General features: G+C 40.0%; 20 protein-coding genes and 1 other annotated feature. Of the genes, 13 read left to right on the forward strand and 7 right to left on the reverse strand.

Translation table 11 applies throughout. The features are described 5' to 3' along the window. The first annotated feature begins 88 nt into the window (after positions 1 to 88). The 11 genes from HUG15_RS11725 to HUG15_RS11775 all read left to right on the forward strand — a co-directional run bounded on the left by HUG15_RS11725 (position 89) and on the right by HUG15_RS11775 (position 12,509). The gene (locus HUG15_RS11725; RefSeq protein WP_200128779.1) at positions 89 to 430 is read left to right on the forward strand and encodes a hypothetical protein; all 342 of its coding nucleotides are present in this window, start codon (positions 89 to 91) and stop codon (positions 428 to 430) included. A 926-nt stretch (positions 431 to 1,356) separates the two neighbouring features. Next, on the forward strand, positions 1,357 to 2,871 hold the full coding sequence (locus tag HUG15_RS11730) for a helix-turn-helix domain-containing protein (protein ID WP_200128780.1): 1,515 nt from the start codon (positions 1,357 to 1,359) through the stop codon (positions 2,869 to 2,871). A 102-nt stretch (positions 2,872 to 2,973) separates the two neighbouring features. Beyond that, entirely contained in the window at positions 2,974 to 4,005 is a 1,032-nt protein-coding gene (locus HUG15_RS11735; RefSeq protein ID WP_200123293.1) for a FecCD family ABC transporter permease, read from the forward strand. A 68-nt stretch (positions 4,006 to 4,073) separates the two neighbouring features. Beyond that, positions 4,074 to 5,027, forward strand: a complete 954-nt coding sequence (locus tag HUG15_RS11740; RefSeq protein WP_200128954.1) for a FecCD family ABC transporter permease — start codon at positions 4,074 to 4,076, stop codon at positions 5,025 to 5,027. Positions 5,028 to 5,044: 17 nt separating this feature from the next. Continuing rightward, positions 5,045 to 6,025: an ABC transporter substrate-binding protein gene (locus tag HUG15_RS11745; protein WP_200123294.1), complete on the forward strand. Its 981-nt coding sequence runs from the start codon at positions 5,045 to 5,047 to the stop codon at positions 6,023 to 6,025. A 2-nt stretch (positions 6,026 to 6,027) separates the two neighbouring features. Beyond that, positions 6,028 to 6,846: an ABC transporter ATP-binding protein gene (locus HUG15_RS11750; RefSeq protein WP_200123295.1), complete on the forward strand. Its 819-nt coding sequence runs from the start codon at positions 6,028 to 6,030 to the stop codon at positions 6,844 to 6,846. A 26-nt stretch (positions 6,847 to 6,872) separates the two neighbouring features. Then, positions 6,873 to 7,511, forward strand: coding sequence for an O-methyltransferase (locus HUG15_RS11755; protein ID WP_200123296.1), 639 nt, complete (start codon positions 6,873 to 6,875; stop codon positions 7,509 to 7,511). Between the two features lie 441 nt (positions 7,512 to 7,952). Next, positions 7,953 to 8,217 (forward strand) — a binding site (T-box leader). Positions 8,218 to 8,278: 61 nt separating this feature from the next. Then, entirely contained in the window at positions 8,279 to 9,937 is a 1,659-nt protein-coding gene (locus tag HUG15_RS11760; protein WP_200123297.1) for a 2-isopropylmalate synthase, read from the forward strand. Further along, positions 9,938 to 10,993: a helix-turn-helix domain-containing protein gene (locus tag HUG15_RS11765; protein ID WP_200123298.1), complete on the forward strand. Its 1,056-nt coding sequence runs from the start codon at positions 9,938 to 9,940 to the stop codon at positions 10,991 to 10,993. 306 nt (positions 10,994 to 11,299) lie between these two features. After that, entirely contained in the window at positions 11,300 to 12,103 is an 804-nt protein-coding gene (locus tag HUG15_RS11770; RefSeq protein ID WP_200123299.1) for an ABC transporter ATP-binding protein, read from the forward strand. 187 nt (positions 12,104 to 12,290) lie between these two features. Then, positions 12,291 to 12,509, forward strand: coding sequence for a hypothetical protein (locus HUG15_RS11775; RefSeq protein WP_200123300.1), 219 nt, complete (start codon positions 12,291 to 12,293; stop codon positions 12,507 to 12,509). Here the strand turns inward: HUG15_RS11775 and HUG15_RS11780 are convergent. From HUG15_RS11780 to HUG15_RS11800, 4 genes are all read right to left on the reverse strand, one after another. Then, positions 12,445 to 12,684 carry a tyrosine-type recombinase/integrase gene (locus HUG15_RS11780; protein ID WP_246516319.1) on the reverse strand — a complete coding sequence of 80 codons (240 nt, stop codon included), beginning with the start codon at positions 12,682 to 12,684 and terminating at the stop codon, positions 12,445 to 12,447. The two genes, HUG15_RS11775 and HUG15_RS11780, sit on opposite strands and share 65 nt — an antisense overlap. 38 nt (positions 12,685 to 12,722) lie before the next feature. Continuing rightward, on the reverse strand, positions 12,723 to 13,229 hold the full coding sequence (locus tag HUG15_RS11785) for a tyrosine-type recombinase/integrase (protein ID WP_200123301.1): 507 nt from the start codon (positions 13,227 to 13,229) through the stop codon (positions 12,723 to 12,725). A gap of 1,523 nt (positions 13,230 to 14,752) precedes the next feature. After that, positions 14,753 to 16,798: a catalase gene (locus HUG15_RS11795; RefSeq protein WP_200123303.1), complete on the reverse strand. Its 2,046-nt coding sequence runs from the start codon at positions 16,796 to 16,798 to the stop codon at positions 14,753 to 14,755. A gap of 162 nt (positions 16,799 to 16,960) precedes the next feature. Beyond that, complete coding sequence (locus tag HUG15_RS11800; protein ID WP_200123304.1) at positions 16,961 to 17,635, reverse strand: DUF421 domain-containing protein; 675 nt, start codon at positions 17,633 to 17,635, stop codon at positions 16,961 to 16,963. Between the two features lie 196 nt (positions 17,636 to 17,831). Between HUG15_RS11800 and HUG15_RS11805 the strand changes: the two genes are divergently transcribed. Further along, the gene (locus tag HUG15_RS11805; protein ID WP_200123305.1) at positions 17,832 to 18,221 is read left to right on the forward strand and encodes a MerR family transcriptional regulator; all 390 of its coding nucleotides are present in this window, start codon (positions 17,832 to 17,834) and stop codon (positions 18,219 to 18,221) included. Beyond that, entirely contained in the window at positions 18,218 to 19,396 is a 1,179-nt protein-coding gene (locus HUG15_RS11810; RefSeq protein WP_200123306.1) for an MFS transporter, read from the forward strand. Before HUG15_RS11805 ends, HUG15_RS11810 begins: the two co-directional genes overlap by 4 nt. 73 nt (positions 19,397 to 19,469) lie before the next feature. On the opposite strand, the gene HUG15_RS11815 is transcribed toward HUG15_RS11810, so the two are convergent. The 3 genes from HUG15_RS11815 to HUG15_RS11825 form a co-directional block, all read right to left on the reverse strand. Further along, the gene (locus tag HUG15_RS11815; RefSeq protein ID WP_200123307.1) at positions 19,470 to 20,018 is read right to left on the reverse strand and encodes a hypothetical protein; all 549 of its coding nucleotides are present in this window, start codon (positions 20,016 to 20,018) and stop codon (positions 19,470 to 19,472) included. A 62-nt stretch (positions 20,019 to 20,080) separates the two neighbouring features. After that, a complete protein-coding gene (locus HUG15_RS11820) occupies positions 20,081 to 20,767 on the reverse strand; it encodes a cyclase family protein (protein ID WP_200123308.1) in 687 nt (228 codons plus the stop codon). Between the two features lie 64 nt (positions 20,768 to 20,831). After that, positions 20,832 to 21,140 (reverse strand): PhzF family phenazine biosynthesis protein, encoded by a 309-nt coding sequence (locus tag HUG15_RS11825; protein WP_246516321.1) that lies wholly within the window; start codon positions 21,138 to 21,140, stop codon positions 20,832 to 20,834. Positions 21,141 to 21,170 lie beyond the last annotated feature (30 nt).

The raw sequence follows: 21,170 nt of genomic DNA on the forward strand, positions 1-21,170 counted from the left end.
CGCTTTTTGGATGGGTGTCGCTTTACAACAAGCGTTGGAATAAGTCCAGGATGAAGAACGCGAGCAGGAATATCACGGGCAGGCAGGGGTGACGGCGGAGCGTTTTGTAGAGGCGTATTTCACGTATGAAGGAAATCCTGTTCGTGAAAATGTTGAACCCTATGCGGATGTCCATGTACTGGATGATTTACAGTTTGAAGAACCGGAGATGGGATATGACGATATGGGGGCTGTGCAATCAAGCGTTGAAGATGTCGACGTTTATTATGGGCCGTCGACGGACAATCAGCAGGACATTGTCATTCATTTTGATAATGCCATTCGTGTGGATGGGGTTGATACGAGCACCTATTCCATATTGGACATGGATATGGTTTTATCGGAGGAAACATGGAAAGTTGAAGCGTTGCATTTTTACCAGTTGCCATAGGGAACGAGATAACCGCTTATGAAAAAGAAAGTGGAATGATGTTCCCCTCTTTATGATGTTAACAGCTTGCGGATTAAATCCCGATGAGAGGCGAAAGTTGTGGAATTGATGACGTCGGAGAAATGTGAAACGATCATGTTTATCCGAATCACGGGGCAATTGCTCTTGGAATAGAGCAAATTAATGAATTGTTTGGTATCTACCTACGCCGTAGTCGGACAAGACAGGCTATTCACATAAAATACGCTAGAATGTATGTAGTGTTTTTTGGTGATATCGATTTATAATTATTATTCGTTCTTCATTAATTTCTATGATATGATATTGATAATCATTATCAATTATTGCGAGAACTTAAGTTTTCAATGGTTCATCTCTGTATGTCCGAGTATGTTCAGCTTCTGACCGGTTATAGTGTCAAACGAGTGCATGAGATCAGTGTTTAAAATTAAGAGGCAGCATGTATTTTTAGGTCAAAGGTTACAGAAGAAGGACTGTGTGGTTGATGAACGACAAATTTGAGGACATTGAAGATATGTATTCGGACGATTAATATAGGCCTTGCTAATCCATGCCCGTTGGTTTTTATGATGTTGTGATTGCCAGTGTTCATGATGAATCAAAGGATAAGGGGAAAAATTTCACGATGAAAGGAGCGCGTTCGCGTACGCGCATTTAAATGAACGACTGTTGTCGCTGCCAAGTTATGTCAACTCATCATTAACACGGCGCTATCCAGACGTCTACGTTCACGTGGGGAATAAGGCAAAGATCTCTCCTGACTCCTATGCACAAAAAGTGCTTACTAACGATTAACAGTAAAATTGGTTAAATAAATAAAGAGATCACTGTACAAAAAGTGGCACGCTCATGCAGTCTCAAAGACCCACCTGCCATTTATATACATTAAAATGGAGGATGATGACATGTTCGAAAATCTTTACATTGAGGTTGGCCATATAGGCACAGACTTACAGAACAATTATTCTACGGATCCCAACGACCAAACCGTTGTAGTCATCACTCAAGGGAGAGCATATACAGAACTATCGGGAAAAACAACCTTTTTAGAGGCGGGTGACGCCCTGCTCTTGAACCGTAACATGTGGGGTACGCTACTTTCAGTTTCTACTACTCCCCTGCATGGCATTGTCGTTGATTTTAAAGCAGCGCAGGTTTATTACGAGAAGGATCAATGGAGGATCGAAACAGCCGTTTTCCCACCGAGGCACATCCATAAAATAGATATTTTTATGGTTCAGAACTTTGAACAACTGTTAACAGCCGGAAATCAGAACCAAATTATTTTTGGCCAATACTTGCTGAAAAAACTTTTGTATAAATTCCATCACCAAAATGAAATCTCCTCCCCCAATACGGATAGCCATGTCATCCAGCAAGTCGTCAATTATATTAAAACCAGCCCTCAAGATCCATTCGAGATCGAAAAATGGATCAAACATTGTCAAATGAGTAAAAGCGTTTTCTACCAAAAGTTTAGAGAACAAACAGGTTACTCGCCTCATCAATTTGTGACGCAAAAACGGATGGAAAAAGCAAAACAGCTTCTTGTCCAACAAAACATTCGTGTACAAAAGGTAGGAATTCTTTCAGGATATGGAGATGCGCATTATTTTAGCCGAATTTTTAAAAAAAGCATCGGAATTTCCCCAAAGCATTTTGCCGATTCTTTTTCAAAGAAAGTGTTGTTATTATTGCCAGCGATACTAGGGGACTTGTTGGCCCTTGGCTTCCCTCTCCATAATATTATACCCAACTGGAATACGAAGGATCAGAAGCTCATTTATCAGCACGACAAGCAAAAGCTTTCTGTTCAAACACAGATCTCTCAAAAAGCAGAATGGGCGATTTTTGATGAGCGAACAAAGGATAAGCTTATGAAGATCACAAATATCCAATACACATACCCGATTTATTTATACCCTTCTAAATCTTACATTTGGAAAGAAGGTTTTCTCGATCTTGCCAAAAAGATGGGGGTTGGAGAAGTAGCTGAACATTGGCTACACGATTATGAACAAAAAGCTGCGGTCTTACGCGAGACATTGCAACCACTGATGGCACAAAAAACGGTCATCGGTGTTCGAGTACTCCCCCATTCTTTTAGAGTAATGGGCGCAAGACGCAGAAAGATTGCGCCACTGCTTTATCATGATTTAGGAATGACCCCTCCCTCGTCTGTCCGTTCTTTAACATTTAAAGACGTGGAAACAGTCGAAGAGATCAATCAGATGAATGCTCATGTGGTTCTTTTATTCGAGGGGGATCAACTCTCCTCTAAAGAGATTAAACAATTTAATGGTGAGGTGTACTGTCTTGAAAAAAGTCCTTGGTTTGATGTGTCAGCATTTGGACAAAAAGCCGCCTTAAAACAAACCGCAAGCCTGCTTTTATCTGTTTACGGAGAAAAGTGCAAGTAAGAAAAGAAGATTGTCTATTTTTTTTTTGTTTTCGGGCTTATATACTTTCAATAGATAATGAGAATCATTATCACTAGTAGTTTGCAAGAAAGGTCGAAGGAGATGATGGTCCATCATGAAAAGCAGTTACAATCCTCTAGAGCAATAACAGGAACCACGGTCATTTTAATCAGTCTCGCACTTATGGTCTTTGGTTTCTATTATTCGATCACATCAGGAGCGGCGGATATTTCCGGAGCAGATGTAAGACAAGCTTTTTCCCATTTCAATGCAGAGAAAGAAACGCATTTAATCGTGATGGATTTGAGATTGCCTCGAGCACTTGCAGCATTGCTTGTTGGAGCGGGTTTTGCAGTAGCTGGTGCACTCATGCAAGGGGTGACGCAAAACCCCTTGGCTGATCCAGGATTGCTCGGCGTTAATGCGGGGGCACAATTCATGCTCGTGATCGTGTTCGCTTTTTTTCCATTCTTGCCTTTTTCATCGATCATTTTATTTTGTTTCGTTGGAGGCGGATTTGGCGCTTTACTCGTCTATGGTATTGCCTTTTTATCCGCAGGCGGGATGACACCTGTAAAGTTAGCACTTGCAGGTGCTGTTGTAAGTGCCGTTCTCGTTGGAGTGAGTCAAGGGCTCGCCATTCTATTCGAATTAAACTATGAGATGGCGTTTTGGGAAGCTGGCGGTGTTGCTGGTGCAGAATGGACGCAAGTTCGAGTGATTATTCCATGGATTCTTTTGGGGCTAGTCATCGCTATCCTTCTCTCTTCCTATATCACCATGCTGAATTTAGGAGAGGAGATGGCAAAAGGGCTTGGGCAAAGGGTAAATTTGATTAAAATCGGTGCGGCAGTCAGTGTATTTCTGCTTGCTGGAGCAGCGGTATCAACGGTTGGCGGCGTCAGTTTCGTCGGTTTACTCGTTCCTCATATTGTCCGTTACTTAACCGGAACCGATTACCGTTGGATTGTTCCTTGTTCAGCGCTTGTTGGAGCCGCCGCTGTTTTGTGGGCGGACATTGGCGCCAAAATGGTCAATGCTCCCTATGAAACACCGCTTGGTTCAATCATTTCGCTCGTTGGAGTCCCTTTCTTTATCTACTTAGCGCGTAGACAAAGGAGGGAGTTGTATTGAAACCTGAAGAATTAGCGGTTTTGTTTACAAAACGTCGGAAAATCATTCTAACGATTTTATTGATACTCATGGTGGTCTTCGTTATTCTTTCTGTCAATTGGGGTCAGTTGCGTTTAACGCCATTTGAAGTCTTACGTACACTCATTGGCGATGGGACAAATCAACAAGAACTCGTTTTGTTTGAATTTCGAATGCCACGCATTGTTCTGGCTGTCCTTGTTGGGGCGGGATTAGGACTTTCAGGAGCTATTCTACAAGGAATTTCTCGCAACGATTTATCAGATCCAGGCATTTTGGGCATTAGCTCTGGGGCAAGTTTAGCGATTGTTATGTACATTACCTTTCATCCATTGTCTGGAGGAACATCTCCCTATATCCTTCCATTTCTAGCCTTCATTGGTGCGGGTGTAACTGCCGTACTCATTTATGTCCTGTCGTACCGAAAAGGAACTGGCTTATCGCCCACTAGACTCATTTTAACAGGAATCGCTGTGGGGATGGGGCTAAGTGCGGTTTCTATCGTCTATACGCTTCGCTTTCAACCGGAAGAATTTCAATTTGTCGTTGAATGGCAAGCCGGAACATTATGGGGAGGAAACTGGGTATTTGTCATGGCGTTGTTGCCTTGGATTGTCATTCTGTTCCCTTTATCACTTTATAAGGCGCATACGTTGAATTTGCTGCAGCTCCATGAAACACTTGCAACTAATGTTGGCGTAGCGATCGAGAGAGAGAGAGTTGGTTTACTTGCTGTCGCTGTCGGTTTAGCAGCTTCAGCCGTTGCAACCGGCGGGGCCATTGGATTTGTTGGGCTCGTGAGTCCCCATGTAGCAAGGAGACTGGTTGGCAATAAACATCAAGTGCTTCTTCCAGCGACAGCTGCTATTGGTGGATTGCTTGTTTTATTTGCTGACACGCTCGCGCGAAATATTATTCCCGGAACGGAGATACCCGCTGGAATTATTGTCTCACTCTTAGGCGGACCATACTTTTTGTATTTGCTCATTAAGCAAAAAAAATAAAAAGGAGGAACATCGTAATGTTAAAAAAAGCAACCACATGGTTAACGTTTCCGGTATTTTTGTTAATGATTGGTGGCTGTGGTACGGAAGACGCATCATCATCTGACCGGGAACCAGAGGAAAATGAAGAAGCAAGCGATACAGAAGGCGAAGAAGAAACAGACGAACGCTTTCCACGTACAGTCGAACATGAAGAAGGTGAAACGGTCATTGAGGAAGAACCCCAGCGAGTCGCATTAGGTGATGTTAACATTATTGACTACTTTTTAGCACTGGATGAACTTCCAGTTGGGGCAAGAATCGATACGATCGATCGTTCTCCCGCCTTGCAAGAAATTGTTGAGTCCGCTGACCCAGAAGGCTCGATTACCAGCCTTGGTGGACAAATCAATATGGAAACACTTATTGGTTTGGAACCAGACTTAATCATCGATTCTGAAGGCAAGGCTGAGAATTACGAACGAAATTCCAAAGTCGCTGATACGATCGTGCTCGATGGCTCCAATGACCGCACGGTTCGCCTGGAGCAACTCGCGGATATTTTTGGAAAAGAAGACTTGGCGGAGTCGCTCATTGAGGACTTGGAAACACTAAAAGACGAAACGAAAGAAAATATTGCTCCCAATGCAGATGAAACGGTTTTATTTTTGCGGGCAAATGGAAGAGACTTCACCGTTTTAACACCTGAAGAAAACGGTTTATTGTATGAAGAAATGGGATTAGAAACGGCTGGGACATTTGATGATTTAGGTCAAGTAGGGGTCGAAGCGGTTAGCGATGCAGATCCTGACCACATCTTTATCATGGAGGCCCGACGAGAAATGGATGCGGACAACATCGGGGCGCTCATAGATGTTTGGGATGATAACTCTGTCTGGAATAACATTGATGCTGTTCAAAACGATCAAATGTACATTCTCGATCCTCTTGTAGCGGATGACTTCTTTGCCGGCTGGCACCTAGAACTTGAAGCATTAAATGAACACCTGGGAGAGTAATAATGAATTTTGACCCAAGGATCCGAACCGAATCATTAACCATTGCCTATGAACGAAACATTATCGTTTCCGAATTGGATCTTACCATTCCAAGTGGAGAAATCACTGCACTCGTGGGCGCAAATGGTTCCGGTAAATCCACTATTTTAAAAGCGATTGGTCGCATTCTTAAAGTGAAAAGCGGACACATCTTTTTGGACGGCACAAACTTAAAGGAGATGGCGACAAAAGCCATCTCCAAGCGTCTGACCATTTTGCCGCAGAACCCACAATCCCCTCGTGGTCTCCGGGTCGATGAATTGGTAGCTTATGGGAGAGCCCCTCACCAAACCGGGTTTAATCACTTGTCAAGAGAAGACAAAGAAATCATATATAACGCTTTAGATCAGGCTGGCGTATTGGCCTATGCATACCGAGAATTAGAGTCTTTATCCGGCGGACAAATGCAACGGGTGTGGATCGCGCTGGCACTAGCACAACAAACGGATATTCTTTTACTGGACGAACCGACAACCTTTCTTGACATGTCCTATCAAATGGATGTGCTCCACTTATTGGAAAAATTAAACCGTACACAACAATGCACCATTGTAATGGTTGTTCATGACTTGAATCATGCCTCCCGCTTTTCTGACTATATGGTTGCCATTAAAGATGGATCGATTGTCAAACAAGGGACACCAAGCGAAGTAATGCTTCCCAATGTACTCAAAGACGTTTTTGATATTGAAGCAGACATTATCCCTGATCCTCGTCTTGGTTACCCGCTCTGCATTCCCTATGCAACGACGAGAACTGATACTGGGGCTTCTCGTATATGAAAAAGATCGAATAGGAGTGATAGACATTGCAATCAGAAACCATTAGAGATTACATCCGATCATTATTCGGAAATGATGAGGAAATTTCTTTTGCTCAACAACAAATCAAACACAACGAAATGCCGTCAATCTCAATTGCGCCACTGTATGGAAGGCTGTTAACAATGTGTGCAAAGATGATTAACGCAAAAAACATCTTGGAACTTGGCTGCCTTGGCGGCGTTGGCAGCATCTATTTGGCAAGAGGACTAAGCCAAGACGGAAAGGTGATCTCATTGGAGGCGAAGGAAAAGCATGCACAAGTAGCAAGAGAAACGATTCGAGGTTGTACTCTAGAAGGAAAAATTGAAGTCATCGTTGGAGATGCGTTGACTACAATGAGTGAATTGGAAGAACAACAGATCATTTTCGATTTGATTTTTATTGATGCTAACAAAAGCAATTATCCTGCCTTTTTAGAACAAGCACTTGCGCTATCGAAACCTGGGACGATCATTGCTGCAGACAATACTCTAAGCCGTGGAAAAGTCATTGATCAAACAGACAAATCAGAAGAGACGCAAGCTATTCGAACGTTTAATCGCATGGCTTTGTCGGACAATCGCTTGGAAGCAACGTTGCTTCCAAGTGCCGATGGTTTTGTTCTTGCTAGAGTAAATGATTAATACACGTTGATGAACGGAATTTTTACGAAAGTATAAAATTTCAATTAAAAGGGCAAGCGGTATCTGTTATGATTACCTAAAAATACTATACTTAGGAATGCGTTACAGGAATCTCAAGCTGTAACGCGTTTTTATATAGCCATTTTTAAACGAGAATGCCAGAGTATAACAGACTTGATGAGCAGTATTGTTTTTATGGTAGTTGGTTAGCGATGTTAATTCATTTCAAGTGATTCGCTTTATAAATTCTTTAGAATTGTGTTTTACAATCACATTATTCGCTACAGCACATCATTATTTCTCAAAAAATATTGTCGAATATCAGTACATGCTTTCGTATGCCGTATACATCGGATATAGTGCAAAAAAAATCAATTGAAAAGGACTTCTCCATCACTATCCTTTTTTTAATCGGCTCGTTATAATGAAATTAATAAAAGTTGAAATGCATTGATCAGGAGTAGTACTTGCCGGAATGTTTTCAGAAAGTTGCTGGCTGATGAGAAGCAATAGCAGGAAGGCAGGGAACTCACCTTAGAGCAGCCTTGGTGAAATCGAAATTTCAAAGTAGTTAAGGACGGGAACCCCGCCGTTACAAGGGAAGGATATAAGACAAAGCTGTCTGTATCTGGATAAGTGCATGATAATAGGTGATTATCATGAAATCGGGGTGGTACCGCGTAAGAAAAAGTCTTTCGTCTCCATAGCAAAGTAATTTGCTGGAGAAGAAGGGCTTTTTTCATATTCAATTTGAGGAGGAATCGATGATGTTTAATCATCAAAAATACGACAAGCAATACTACTTGCCACCGACTCTTTCTTATGACTGGGTCAAGAAAGAAACATTAGAGAAAACTCCGATATGGTGCAGTGTGGATTTGCGGGATGGAAACCAGGCATTACCGATTCCGATGAATTTAGAAGAAAAACTGGAGATGTTTCAGTTATTAGTAGATATCGGTTTTAAAGAAATAGAAGTCGCTTTCCCGGGTGCTTCGGATACAGAGTTTAAACTATTACGGACGCTGATTGATCACCATATGATTCCGGACGATGTAACAATTATGGTCATCACGCAAGCGAGGGAGCATATTATTCGTAGGACTTTTGAAGCGATTCAGGGAGCGCCAAAAGCGATTGTGCATTTATATAATTCGACCTCAGAAGTGCAGCGTAGACAAGTATTTAAGAAATCCCAAGAAGAAGTTAAACAAATTGCATTAGATGGTGCTGTTTTAGTGAAAGAGCTTGCCGATGAAGTAGAAGGGGATATTCATTTTCAATACAGCCCGGAAAGTTTTCCGGGAACAGAGGTGGAATATGCATTAGATATTTGTAACAGTGTTTTAGATATTTGGAAGCCGACAGCTGGGCATAAGGCAATCATCAATATCCCGACAACCGTTGAGTATGCCATGCCTCATATCTATGCGAGTCAGATAGAGTATATTCATAAAAACCTAGCTTATCGGGACAGTGTTATACTATCCATCCACCCGCATAATGACCGTGGCTGTGGAGTAAGTGATGCAGAATTTGGTGTTTTGGCTGGTGCTGAAAGAGTAGAAGGGACGCTATTCGGTATTGGCGAACGCACAGGTAATGTAGATTTGATTACGTTGGCGATGAATATGTACTCTCAGGGTTATAATCCGGCATTGAATTTTGGTAATTTAGAAGCCATCCGCAAAGAATATGAGGGATTGACACGAATAACCGTTCCTGACAGACAGCCATATTCCGGGGATTTGGTTTTTACTGCATTTTCCGGATCGCATCAAGATGCTATTTCTAAAGGCATGAAATACAGAAAAGAAAACAACGTGAAAAAATGGGAAGTGCCGTATATTCCTGTAGACCCGATCGATTTGGGAAGGAATTATCAGACCGATGTGATTCGAATTAACAGTCAGTCTGGAAAAGGTGGAATAGGCTATATCCTTGAAACGAATTATGGAATTAAACTTCCATATAAAATGAATGAAGCGATGGGATATGTCACGAAAAAAGTATCGGATGAGACACATAGAGAATTGTCATCAGAGGAAATTTACCACGTGTTTAAAGAGCATTATGTTGATTTTCAGCCTTATTTCCAGCTTGTTGATTACCAATTTAACAAGGGGGATAAGCGGGAGGCTACTTTAACATTGCTTAAAGATAATCAAGAGATCGAAATACAAGGCAAAGGTACCGGAAGTTTAGATGCTATCAGCAATGCAATAAAAGTATATTTTGATATTGATTACGCTTTGGAAGTTTATGAACAGCATTCACTGGGCAAAGATTCCTTTGCAGAATCCTGTGCACAGATCGGTATTGCTTATAAAGGGCAGATGTGTTGGGGGGCCGGAATTGATAATATTATGAGAGCATCGATACAAGCTTTAGTAGTTGCTGTAAATAGACTGGAGGATTTGAAATAGATGAAAAAGGATAAAATCGAAAAAAGTGAAGTGATGCAACATTTAAGAAAATATAACGAACAAGAGATCTTTTATCAGAAATATCAGCAGAAAAAACAGGATAAGAAGACACTTCAAGTGTTTTTGAAGGATTATGATAAAGATGATCTTAAGCGTAAACAAATATATATAGAAGAATTCTTGTCAAAAGCGCATAAGGAATTTGAACAAGAAGATACGATGTGGTCAGGTGAAGAGAAAGATATCGATGTGAGAAAGTATAATCGTTTTATGCCTCATCTGTCGGCTGTCCATGATTTCTTCGAGATCATCTATGTCTTGGAAAATGAGATGTTTCTGGAAGTTGAAGATGAGAGTTTTTGTTTACAGACTGGAGATATTGGCTTTATTCCACCTAATACAATACACAAACCAATCATAATGGAGGATACAATCGCATTTCAAATGATGATTCGTAAAAGTACGTTCCAAAAAGTGTTTTTTAAGATGTTAAAAGGCACTAATGTCATTTCAGATTTCTTTTTAAATGCTTTGTATGTAAACGAAAATCAAAATGTGCTTATTTTCCATAGTCACTTGGATAACGACATATCAGATAGCTTTCTTCAACTATATCAAGAAAATTATAATCAATTGCCTGGCCATCAGCTGATTATTAATAATTTGTTTGAGGTTTTACTATGTTTCTTATTGAGACTCGAATTTACGTATATAAAAATAAATCAAGTCAAACAACATAACGATATGCGCGCGATTCAAATGCTTCAATATATTCAGCAGCATTGTGAACATGTAACCATCAAGGAGATGGCGGACGTATTTAATTTTTCAAAAGCCTACGTATCAAAATATATTACCCGTAACCTTGGTAAATCATTTAGTGAGATTCTACAGGAAATAAGACTGGAAAAAGCCTGTGAGATGCTCAAGAGTAGTTATGTACAAATAGATAACATTGCAGCTGCTGTCGGCTATCAAAATGTGGAGCATTTCATTCGCTTATTTAAGAGAAAATATCAACAAACACCACATCAATATCGCTTAAATAATAGATGATATTAGATATAAAAAACTTTTAATGAGAGCATATCTCCGCAGCAGTATCGCTCTGAAAGAGAGATAGATGTCCTGAATGTCAAAGAAAGCTTTTTTCTATCAAGAATATCGTAAATAATTACCGTAAACTGTTCTCTGCATGAATACGGCGGATGATTTTTAATGGATCGGGACACTTATCTTGAAAGGATGGCGTCCTTCAGAAACGAAACAGATAGTGAATGAATCAGTGAATCTAATTGACAAAAATCGTGATTTGGCAAATGTTTTTCTTATATTATAGTCATGTGCAGGAGGCTGGAATTGATGATCATTAACCTCGAAGATGTCACCGTTGCAAAAAACAAAACGATTCTTAATCAAATAAACTGGAAAGTGGAACGGGGCGAGCATTGGGCAATTTTAGGCATGAACGGCGCTGGGAAAACCGCACTTTTAAATGTGATTTGCGGATATATTTTTCCGACGAAAGGAAAGGTAGAGGTATTTGGAGAAGAGTTCGGGCGATACCCTTGGCAGGAGATCCGTAAAAAAATCGGCTGGGTCAGCTTTTCTTTTTCTGAAAAGATGCATGATCAGTTGCAAAATATCGGCCTCGAAGTCGTGTTAAGCGGAAAACATGCTTCAATCGGATTGCATGAGTTCCCGAGTGACGCTGATATGGAGAAAGCGCAGGGGGTTATGAAAAGCTTGGGTGTTACTTATTTGGAACGCCAGCCATATGCGCATATGTCGCAAGGGGAGAAGCAGCGAATGCTTATTGGTCGCGCGCTTATGGCCAATCCAGAAATTCTTATACTTGATGAACCATGCAACGGGCTTGATTTTTTTGCAAAGGCACAATTACTGCGCACTGTTGAACAACTTGCTGCTGAACAAGCCACAACCATCATTTATGTTACCCATCAAGTAGATGAGATTTTACCGGCTTTCAAACAGACGCTGCTCTTGCGCGATGGTGGAGTATTTGCGACAGATCGTACCGATAAATTACTCACTTCTGAATCATTGTCGGCTTTTTGTCGAACTCCTGTGCGTGTACAAAAGAAAAATGATCATTACTTACTGGAAATTGAGGCAGAAGTACGAGCGAATCCTTCACAGACTTAGAATACGGTCGAAAAGAAAAATACACTAATTATATCTGTAAAAAAATAAGAGGACTGAAACATGAAGGAGCAGAGATTATTATTTTGGCTAAAGGTGTAACATGAGACACGTTTAGAGCTTGGTAAAATACAAGATGACGTTCGTTGATGTCCAATGACACCTAGGTTGATTTTTTAAAGGGGTGGACATGACAGCCATTAAATTTTTGTTGGGCCATCATCAACAGGACAATCTTCAATATTACGTTCGAAAACACAGTCGGTTATTAAATATATTAACAAGACAAATCAATCAATTGGAAGAAGAGCTGATGAGTAACTCTTCTGCGGAAACAGAGACGCTCAATCAGCAGTCTGCCGCTGAAGCAGAAGATGTAGCACCATCAGCGGAGATTGCCAAAGATTGATATGCGTATACATCCCGGTCGTATTTAAACTTTCATGCCCAAGTAATTCTTGTAGGGTTTTTAAATCCACACCTTGTTCATCAATCAAAAGTGTCGCAAACGTATGACGTAAATGATGTAATGTGAACCGTTCAGGGGGGCAATCCCGCCGGTGCCAATAGTTTTTTAAATACACTGTGCAGTCCCCGTGGATCCAATTTAGTACCTCGATAACTAAGAAACATGGGTTCTGTTGGATAGTGTTGGATAGGTTCGATACTTTGGCAAAGACGCCTTGTATTCGTTAAACAAGGGAACCACGATAGGGTGAAGAGGCAGAATGCGTTCTTTTTTCCGTTTTCCGATAACAAGAATGGTATTCACATCCAAATCTAATTGCTTCCATTTTAAATCGACCAATTCTTGACGACGCATACCGGTGGTGGCCATTAATTTGAACATGGCTTCATTACGTAACGCAAAGGCCCCTGTATCCGCCTCCAAGTAGGAGAAAAACTGCTGCAATTGTGGTTGAACATCGTAATTCAACACTTGATCTTGAACAAACCGGCGGGACATGGATGTCGAGAGCTCAGCGACATCGAGCGTACGATTATTGGTGATCAAAAATTGCTGGAAGCAATGTAAATCGTACGTATAAGATCGCAACGTGTTGATCGAATAATTTTTTTCAACCTCCATGTAAAACAGAAATTCATCGACAGCGGCTTGACATTCCATGCTAACGACCTCCAAAAAAATGGTTAAGAGACCGTCTTCGGTATTTATGTATCGACATGTCTGATTAAAATCCCGACATCAACGATTAGCAGCAGCGAACCAAACCTTATGAGAACGCGTGGCTTGATGAGTGAACAATAATGATTATTATGCTCACTCGGATCGTTAAGTTACTGCCCCGCCTGCGTTTCATTAAGTTAACATAATATATATTATCGGAAGCTTTGTTTAGTTGTGTGGATAATCTGTATTCTGCGCTTCACTCATGAATATTTATGCAGTGTGCATCTTCTTCTTTTTAGCAAAGTTACTGTTGTTTAATATAGTGAACAAAGCTGCGTGGAGCTTTCACTATAAACTGTTCGAGGTGTTCGTAGCATCTGTTTGCTTTTAATGGTTTCGCGACATTTTTAATCAGTTTCATCAATTTATTATTGATCGTCGTCTTCGCACTGCTTTTCCGGATATCACACTTGCTGCTTGTTCAAATTTAAAAACGTGATCTGATCTTTGAATAAGAAAAAACATCGCCGCACACCACAATGCACGACCATGTTCTCTTTACCACCTATTATTTTCCTACCAACGCTTGTTCATTAACAACAATTTTCAGATAACATGAGCAACGATCTCAATACAACGAAAGCCCTTCCTACTCTTTCATCATTGCGGCTCCAATGACCGCGCCATAGGAATTGAGCATGTACTTCCAATTACATCGTGGGTATGCATGATAAGATAAGAATGGAAGCGGAAGTTTGAGGTGATTTTCGAAGGAGTTGGTATGACGGGGCATTAAACATACCAACATGAGAAGCATACAGCACAAACGGCTGGAAGTCAAATTTTTCGAATTTAGTCACTCTGATCTTCTTCTGTACAATTTTTTTCCTGAGAAAACGATTCGCCCACTGCTTTTGTAAAATAGACGGCCCATAATTGTGACGAATTTTCAAAATATTGATATGAAAGCTGTGCTTCCGGCACTGTGCTCTTCATGGCTGTTTTATTTCTACACGTTTGCCAAATTGGTTGTAATTACTTCAATACTGTGTTTATAAATGGAATTTTTTGTGTGACATGCTGATCATTCTCGCCTTTTCATTAGCTCAATAAGCACTTGTTGATCAAATGGTCCAATCAAATGCCATGTATGTTTATCCATCATGACCAGTCGCATATATGAATATGATCAGCCCTGCTTTTGTTTTGCGAAATTCTGCCCAACTGATGGATGCACAGTCAACCTCTTTTTGTAGATTTTCACCTGCCATTGCGTCACTTATCTCATGCAGACTTTCCAGAAGCATCAGTTTAATAAGTTTCTGTCGTCAGCTTTTTCATGTAATGTCGAGCTCAAGCTTGGTGACTTGTTCATATAACAGATCAAAGTCTATTGGAGCTATCTATTTATCAAATTCTACCGCTTATACCATAAAAAACCCCTTAGGCAACTTACATCTAAGGGGATAAAACGATCTGTGATTCCGTTAAGCATCGACCAAAGACAGACTTATTTTGCCTTAAACCTTATAAAGAAAACTAGGCCGCTCCCAAAAGCGTTGCTTAGCCATTGCATCTATAAATGTTTGGCCGAATTGAGGATCCGTGTCTATAATAACTCCCGGCATGTCTTCAATGCCCATTTCTTTTAGTAACTGACGACTCTCTTCTTTGGCACTTATCGGCTTGAAATGATTGAACATAGTCGTAATAAAGGTACGAGCTTCGTAATGAAAATAGTCATCCGCTTCGGTGCCGCCAACAAGATATACGCCTTCATAGCTCAATGGAGATCCTGTTAGAAAGCTTTGGTCCACCTTATACGTATATCCCCCACTGCCACTTACTTCTCCGAGATTATTGCTGACAATAACCGGATGCATTCCCGCCTCGGTCCATTGCTTCAGAATGGCATCCACTTCTTTTCCGGGAAAACCTTCCGCAAGAAAAACAGCTACTTTAAGTGTATCCGCCACAAACGTTGTATTCTGCAAACTTACAGCTGGTGATGATTTCGTAACAGCCGCTTCTTCCACATTTGGTACGGTAACGCCAACTTTTTTCGCGACAGGCTCGGCGAGTTCTTTGCTGACCCTTGCCAAGCGGTCAACCATCTGCTGGCGAACAGGCACATGAAGACATCTTCCCAGTTCAAAACTATAAGCTCCAATAATATGTTCTCGTTCCACTGGTGTCATACTGTTCCAAAAGAGCTTGGCCTGTGAATAATGATCGTTGAACGATTCTGCTGTTTGACGCTTTTTCAATCCTTCTACGCTGGAAGGATAGGTAACAAACCCTCCGTCATCTGCCGGAACTTCTGATGGCGTATTATTCGCCAATAAGTTTTTATGGTAAGAAACTTTTCCGCGATCAATGACATGACGCGATGCCCCATCACGCTGGTTGTTAAAAACAGGACAAACCGGTTTATTGATTGGGAGTTGTTGATAATTAACGCCAACACGCGCCTGTTGCGTATCTGTATACGAAAAAAGACGGCCTTGCAGCAACGGGTCATTGGAGTAATCAATGCCGCGAACAATGTTCCCTGGATGAAACGCGCTTTGCTCTGTTTCCGAAAAGGCATTATCAACCGTTTTATTCAATGTTAACTTCCCTATCTTTTGAAGCGGGACATCCTCTTCCGGCCAAAATTTTGTCGGGTCTAAAATGTCGAAGTCAAACATAAACTCCTGATCTTCTCGAATAATTTGTACAGCAAATTCATATTCCGGATAATTGCCCATTTTAATATTTGTCCAAAGATCTCTTCGGTGAAAATCTGCATCTTCTCCAAGCTTCTGAGCTTCATCCCAAATTAATGGATGAACACCTAGGACAGGTTTGACATGAAACTTTACGAAATGGGCTACCCCATCTTTGTTTACAAAACGATACGCGTGAACACCGAAACCTTCCATTGTACGATAATTCTTTGGAATGGCTCGGTCAGACATAATCCACATAGCCATATGGGTCGTCTCCGGGTTGCTTCCCATAAAATCCCAAAAGGTATCGTGCGCTGTTTGGCCTTGAGGGTATTCATTATCTGGTTCTGGTTTCACAGAATGAATCAAATCGGGAAATTTAATCGCATCTTGAATGAAAAAAATAGGAAAGTTGATGGCAACAATATCAAAATTACCGTCATCTGTATAAAACTTAATGGAAAACCCTCGCACATCCCGCACGGTTTCATTACAGCCTCGCGAACCGATAACTTGTGAAAATCTCACAAATAGCGGTGTCTTTTTGGAAGGGTCTTGTAAGAAATCTGCCATGGTTACGTCACTCATGGATTGATACAGTTCAAATTCTCCGTAAGCCCCATAACCTCGTGCATGAACGACCCGTTCCGGTATTCTCTCCCGATCAAAATGTGCCAATTTTTCTCTGGCAAGAAAGTCTTCAATAAGGGTCGGTCCACGATCTCCGGCGGTCAGTGAATTTTCATCATCCACGATTTTTTTCCCTTCATTAGAACTCATCTCTTGATTATGCGTATCTCTAACAGACGATTCTAATTGCTTTTCCTTTTTGTTTAAATCTTGACCTTCACTCATACAGATTCATCTCCTAACAATGATAATCACACTTATTTTTAGCAAAAAAGCTAAAAGTATTCTTTGCAAAGTTAGGATAATCACTAGAAAGCCCTCTGTTTATTTTGCTTCTGCCAAGAGGAAATCATCTGCCGTGTCGTGTGTTATATTCGTTACATACGTCTACATTTTTTCAAGATATACACCTTCATCTTTTTTCCACTCAAAATAAAATATATCTTTATAACGATCGATATTATGCTTTTGAAGATGATTGAGCAGCCACTCTTCACTGTGCCCAGACTTGGATAGATTCTCCCAATCGACTTGTCCATCATTTATTAATGTAACAGGCAGATATACGGGTTTTAAAGGAAGATTCATATCTGAAATCGTAGGCATTTCATATTTTGTTTTTTTCAGGACGCTCATTGTACCATCGGATTCAAGAATCGCATAGGCCACTTCTCTTAAGGAAAATACCTTTTCTTTTCGTAGTAATTGAAGCATTTGGTTCATATCGATTTTATTCTTTTTCATTTCTTGTCTTTCAATTTGACCATCACGAATGAGAATAGATGGTTTCCCTTCAAGAGCTCCCCGTGTCCAGCGGAATTTTTGAGTGCACCATTCAATTAATAAGATCAATGTCCCCCATACAGCAATGGCAAACAGGATCCAGCCAATATTCGCTTCGTCTTCGTAAATGGCGTTTCCAATGAGATCACCGAGAATAAGCGCCGAAATGAAATCAAAGGGGGTCAGCTGGGAAAACGTCGATTTCCCTAAAATTTTTAACAAAACCAGTAATGCAATAAAACCCACGGAAAGCTCGATTGCTGTAGACAGTAAGTTCATTTTTTGTGCACCTTCTTTACATCGATTTTACTTTTAGAATGATCCAAAGAAGGAAGTAATACTCACATTGTAAAGGTCATTCACTGTGTGCTTGAACGAAATGGTAAGATATTTAAGTTAAGGACAAAAAAATTAATTTATCCCTTTACTTTGACACCATGTCATACTTTATATTGATAAGAAAGGAGGCGTTAAGATGAAAATCAGTGAGTTATCAGACCACACAGGTGTTAGTACCCGTTCCATTCGCTATTATGAGAAGAAAAGGTTAATTAAACCATCACGCACAGACAATGGTTATCGGGTTTATGAAGAGCAAGACATTGAACGTGTAAAAGCCATCCAATTATTTTTAGATATCGGGCTTAAAACTGATGAAATACAGCCTGTTATAGCTTGTGGTGCCATCGAACCCATGGATGGGGATTGGAATTGTGCAGATACAGCAATAACTTTATACGAAGAGCAATTGCTCAAAACTAGGCAACAAATGGAACAATTGGAAAATGCCCAAAGACATTTAAAAGAATTAATTGAATTCTGGCGTACGGTTAAAGATCGCCAAAAAAGGAGTCATGAACAATGAATTACCGACTCTTAATATTGGTGTTAGGAACTTTTATCATTGGAACAGACGATTTTGTTATTGCTGGTTTACTGCCGAACATCGCAAGTGATATGAATGTAACGATTGCAGTTGCTGGACAATTGGTAACAGCATTTGCCATTGCTTACGCAATTGGGGCCCCTGTTTTGGGAACATTAACGTTTAATATGCCCGTTAAAACACTACTGGTATTATCTATGTTTGTGTTCACAAGTGCTAATGGTCTTTCTGCAATTGTGACTTCATTTGAATTATTATTTGTCACAAGAGTAATCGCAGCATTAGCTGCAGCTGTGTTTACCCCTTTAGCTATGGCTGCTTCAACTAGTTTGGTTCCTGATACTATGCGCGGGAAAGCTTTGTCATTTGTCATAGCTGGTATAACAGTTGGACTAATTTTAGGTGCTCCTATCGGGACATGGATTGGAAATGCCATGACCTGGCGTTATTCTTTCGTTTTTGTCGCGGTGGTATCTTTCGTAACAGTCATAGGGATCTTAATATTCTTGCCAAAAATAGAACGAGAGGCTTCTGTGAGCATAAAAGAGAGACTCAAAAGTTTTAATAAAATGATCGTATTAACATTGAGTGTCAGCGTTATCGGAACAACAGGCGGATTTATGACTTATACCTACATCGCTCCCATTATTACGGAGATCACAAATATCGAAAATATAAGCATTTTCCTACTGTTACTTGGTATTGGAGCATTATTTGGCAACCTAGTCGGCGGGTACTTAACAGATCGTATAGGTGCTCCAACAACACTTAAATTATCCCTTTTTGGTTTCGCTATTTTATTAGCAGCTCTCTCTTTGCTTCCCGTGTTAAATCCATCTACGTTGGCCATTGTTCTCGTAGGCTTGATTTCCCTATTATGGGGAATCCCTGGTTTTGGAATGAATCCGGCATTAAATGCATTTCTTATTTCACTAAATCCTACCCAAGCATCGATGATTTTATCGTTTAGTGCTTCAGCGCTTTATATGGGCATAGGCTTAGGTGCAATTGTAGGCGGTGGAGTCATTCGTTTTAGCTCTGTAAACTACGTAGGACTGGGAAGTTCAATTTTAGTCATTGTTGCATTAATGATATTCATTTTCGTGAACAGAGCGGTAAATAAAAAAGCAACAACAGCTAATCCTACTGTTTAATTAGCAAAGATCATGCTATAGAGAAGCATTTGTGAATAGATTCATGAATGCTTCTAGTATGATTAAGCTAAGTTTATAGAGTAATTTCAAATATTTTACCTTTCCTCTCAAATAATTGATTGTCACTACTAGTTGTATAATTTCCAATTTCTGTACCAAGACGGCTGTACAAAGAAAACACCTTTTGATGACTTGATTTTACGTATATTGTTTTAAAGTTTTTAAATCTATAAAACGGCATAATAATATCCTTAAACCACATTTGCCCATTTCCTCTACCCTCTTGGGATATATGGAAGTAGTTAAATATCAAGACATCACGATTATTTTCACTTATAGGTATGGGTTCTTTAAAAAAAGTATTATAATCGATATTTCCTTTATTAATAATAGCAATGCCCAAATATTTTTCTTCCTTCATCATAATATGGAAGTCCATATGCATATCCTTATTATGTTTTACCTTCTCAATTAAATTACAGCAATGATAAACTTCATTATAGTCATCCCACTCATTTTCCATTTTAAATAACAAATTTTGGACCATTGGTGCAAGGTATTTACTGTTAAATTCGGTCGTAACTCCAAAATTAATATCATTTATTTTGCTGATAATATCCATGACGTCTCCCCCTTTGCAAACAAAATATGCTTTTTCTGTATCGGAGCTACCTACTATAAATGCTATTCAATAATTTCCGCAAAAGCTCTTATTGGTAAAGCTGCCACTTTTTCCGCTTTCCATGGAACGGCGAAAAAACGAAATTCATTGTTATATAGTTTTTCCAAACCGGTCAAGTTTTCGACGATTAGTATATCCTTTTCCAGGAATAACGTATGGGCAGGCCGATATAAGTCATTGGCGTTGTCTATATTTAGCGTGTCTACCCCAACAAGCTTCGCTCCTTGGCTAATAAGATATCTGACCAATTCTTTGGAAATATAGGGATATGAGTAATACGTTTCTTCGCCCCAGTATTGATCCCAGCCAAAATTAAATAGCACTGCTTTTCCATTTACATTTATATTTTTCGGAAGAGCCTCACACCCTAATGGTTCAAATGCTTCTTTGTAGCGAACATCAATCACTTCACCTGGGAGAATAACTTCATCTATTCGAATATTACTTATATCTCTATTATCCGAATAACGATGGTATGGAGAATCTAGATATGTGCCAACTGAGGTTTGAAACGAGATCTCGGTAATTTCAAAAGACGCTTTGCCATCAAATTTAGGTAGTGATTGTTCGTGTGTTAAAAATGGTTTAATTTCTGATGTGTACTGTGTATACGAATCATCTTCATTTTTTAGTTTAAATCCGGGCATCCTATCCTTAAAGGTATGGCTAAGATCAATAAACTTTGGCATTGAAGTCACCCTCCTTTTAATTGAAAATTAGGTTCCGCCTTTACACAAACATCGAAATCTTCAACTAAACTGCATTCCCGGTAATTTTAACATCATATGAGTCGTTTTTCTTTGATATATGCACCGCAGCACGACCATCTTTTTGAATTTCATGTCCTTGCTCAACTATAAGATCCAGAGAATCTTTAACGCTGTTATTTTTTATGTACTTATCAAAAAATGCTCCCATTACCCCCGAAGCAGTGCCGGTAACTGCATCTTCAATTGTTCCTGAGAATGGTGAAGAAAAGTGTCTAGCGTGCATGTCAGCATTCGTATCATAGGTCCCCATACAAAAAGGATGAATAGATGATGATCCGGGTATTTCTTTCATAATCGCTGGAAATTCCTGATTATTAGGTTT

This window comes from Salicibibacter cibarius (assembly GCF_016495725.1).
Classification (GTDB): domain Bacteria; phylum Bacillota; class Bacilli; order Bacillales; family Marinococcaceae; genus Salicibibacter; species Salicibibacter cibarius.

Bases quoted from the DNA above. Each gene is read 5' to 3' on its own strand.
- HUG15_RS11730 (WP_200128780.1), top strand. From the start codon at position 1,357: ATGTTCGAAAATCTTTACATTGAGGTTGGCCATATAGGCACAGACTTA.
- HUG15_RS11735 (WP_200123293.1), top strand. From the start codon at position 2,974: ATGATGGTCCATCATGAAAAGCAGTTACAATCCTCTAGAGCAATAACA.
- HUG15_RS11740 (WP_200128954.1), top strand. From the start codon at position 4,074: ATGGTGGTCTTCGTTATTCTTTCTGTCAATTGGGGTCAGTTGCGTTTA.
- HUG15_RS11745 (WP_200123294.1), top strand. From the start codon at position 5,045: ATGTTAAAAAAAGCAACCACATGGTTAACGTTTCCGGTATTTTTGTTA.
- HUG15_RS11750 (WP_200123295.1), top strand. From the start codon at position 6,028: ATGAATTTTGACCCAAGGATCCGAACCGAATCATTAACCATTGCCTAT.
- HUG15_RS11760 (WP_200123297.1), top strand. From the start codon at position 8,279: ATGTTTAATCATCAAAAATACGACAAGCAATACTACTTGCCACCGACT.
- HUG15_RS11765 (WP_200123298.1), top strand. From the start codon at position 9,938: ATGAAAAAGGATAAAATCGAAAAAAGTGAAGTGATGCAACATTTAAGA.
- HUG15_RS11770 (WP_200123299.1), top strand. From the start codon at position 11,300: ATGATCATTAACCTCGAAGATGTCACCGTTGCAAAAAACAAAACGATT.
- HUG15_RS11775 (WP_200123300.1), top strand. From the start codon at position 12,291: ATGACAGCCATTAAATTTTTGTTGGGCCATCATCAACAGGACAATCTT.
- HUG15_RS11785 (WP_200123301.1), bottom strand. From the start codon at position 13,229: ATGGAATGTCAAGCCGCTGTCGATGAATTTCTGTTTTACATGGAGGTT.
- HUG15_RS11795 (WP_200123303.1), bottom strand. From the start codon at position 16,798: ATGAGTGAAGGTCAAGATTTAAACAAAAAGGAAAAGCAATTAGAATCG.
- HUG15_RS11800 (WP_200123304.1), bottom strand. From the start codon at position 17,635: ATGAACTTACTGTCTACAGCAATCGAGCTTTCCGTGGGTTTTATTGCA.
- HUG15_RS11805 (WP_200123305.1), top strand. From the start codon at position 17,832: ATGAAAATCAGTGAGTTATCAGACCACACAGGTGTTAGTACCCGTTCC.
- HUG15_RS11810 (WP_200123306.1), top strand. From the start codon at position 18,218: ATGAATTACCGACTCTTAATATTGGTGTTAGGAACTTTTATCATTGGA.
- HUG15_RS11815 (WP_200123307.1), bottom strand. From the start codon at position 20,018: ATGGATATTATCAGCAAAATAAATGATATTAATTTTGGAGTTACGACC.
- HUG15_RS11820 (WP_200123308.1), bottom strand. From the start codon at position 20,767: ATGCCAAAGTTTATTGATCTTAGCCATACCTTTAAGGATAGGATGCCC.
- HUG15_RS11825 (WP_246516321.1), bottom strand. From the start codon at position 21,140: ATGAAAGAAATACCCGGATCATCATCTATTCATCCTTTTTGTATGGGG.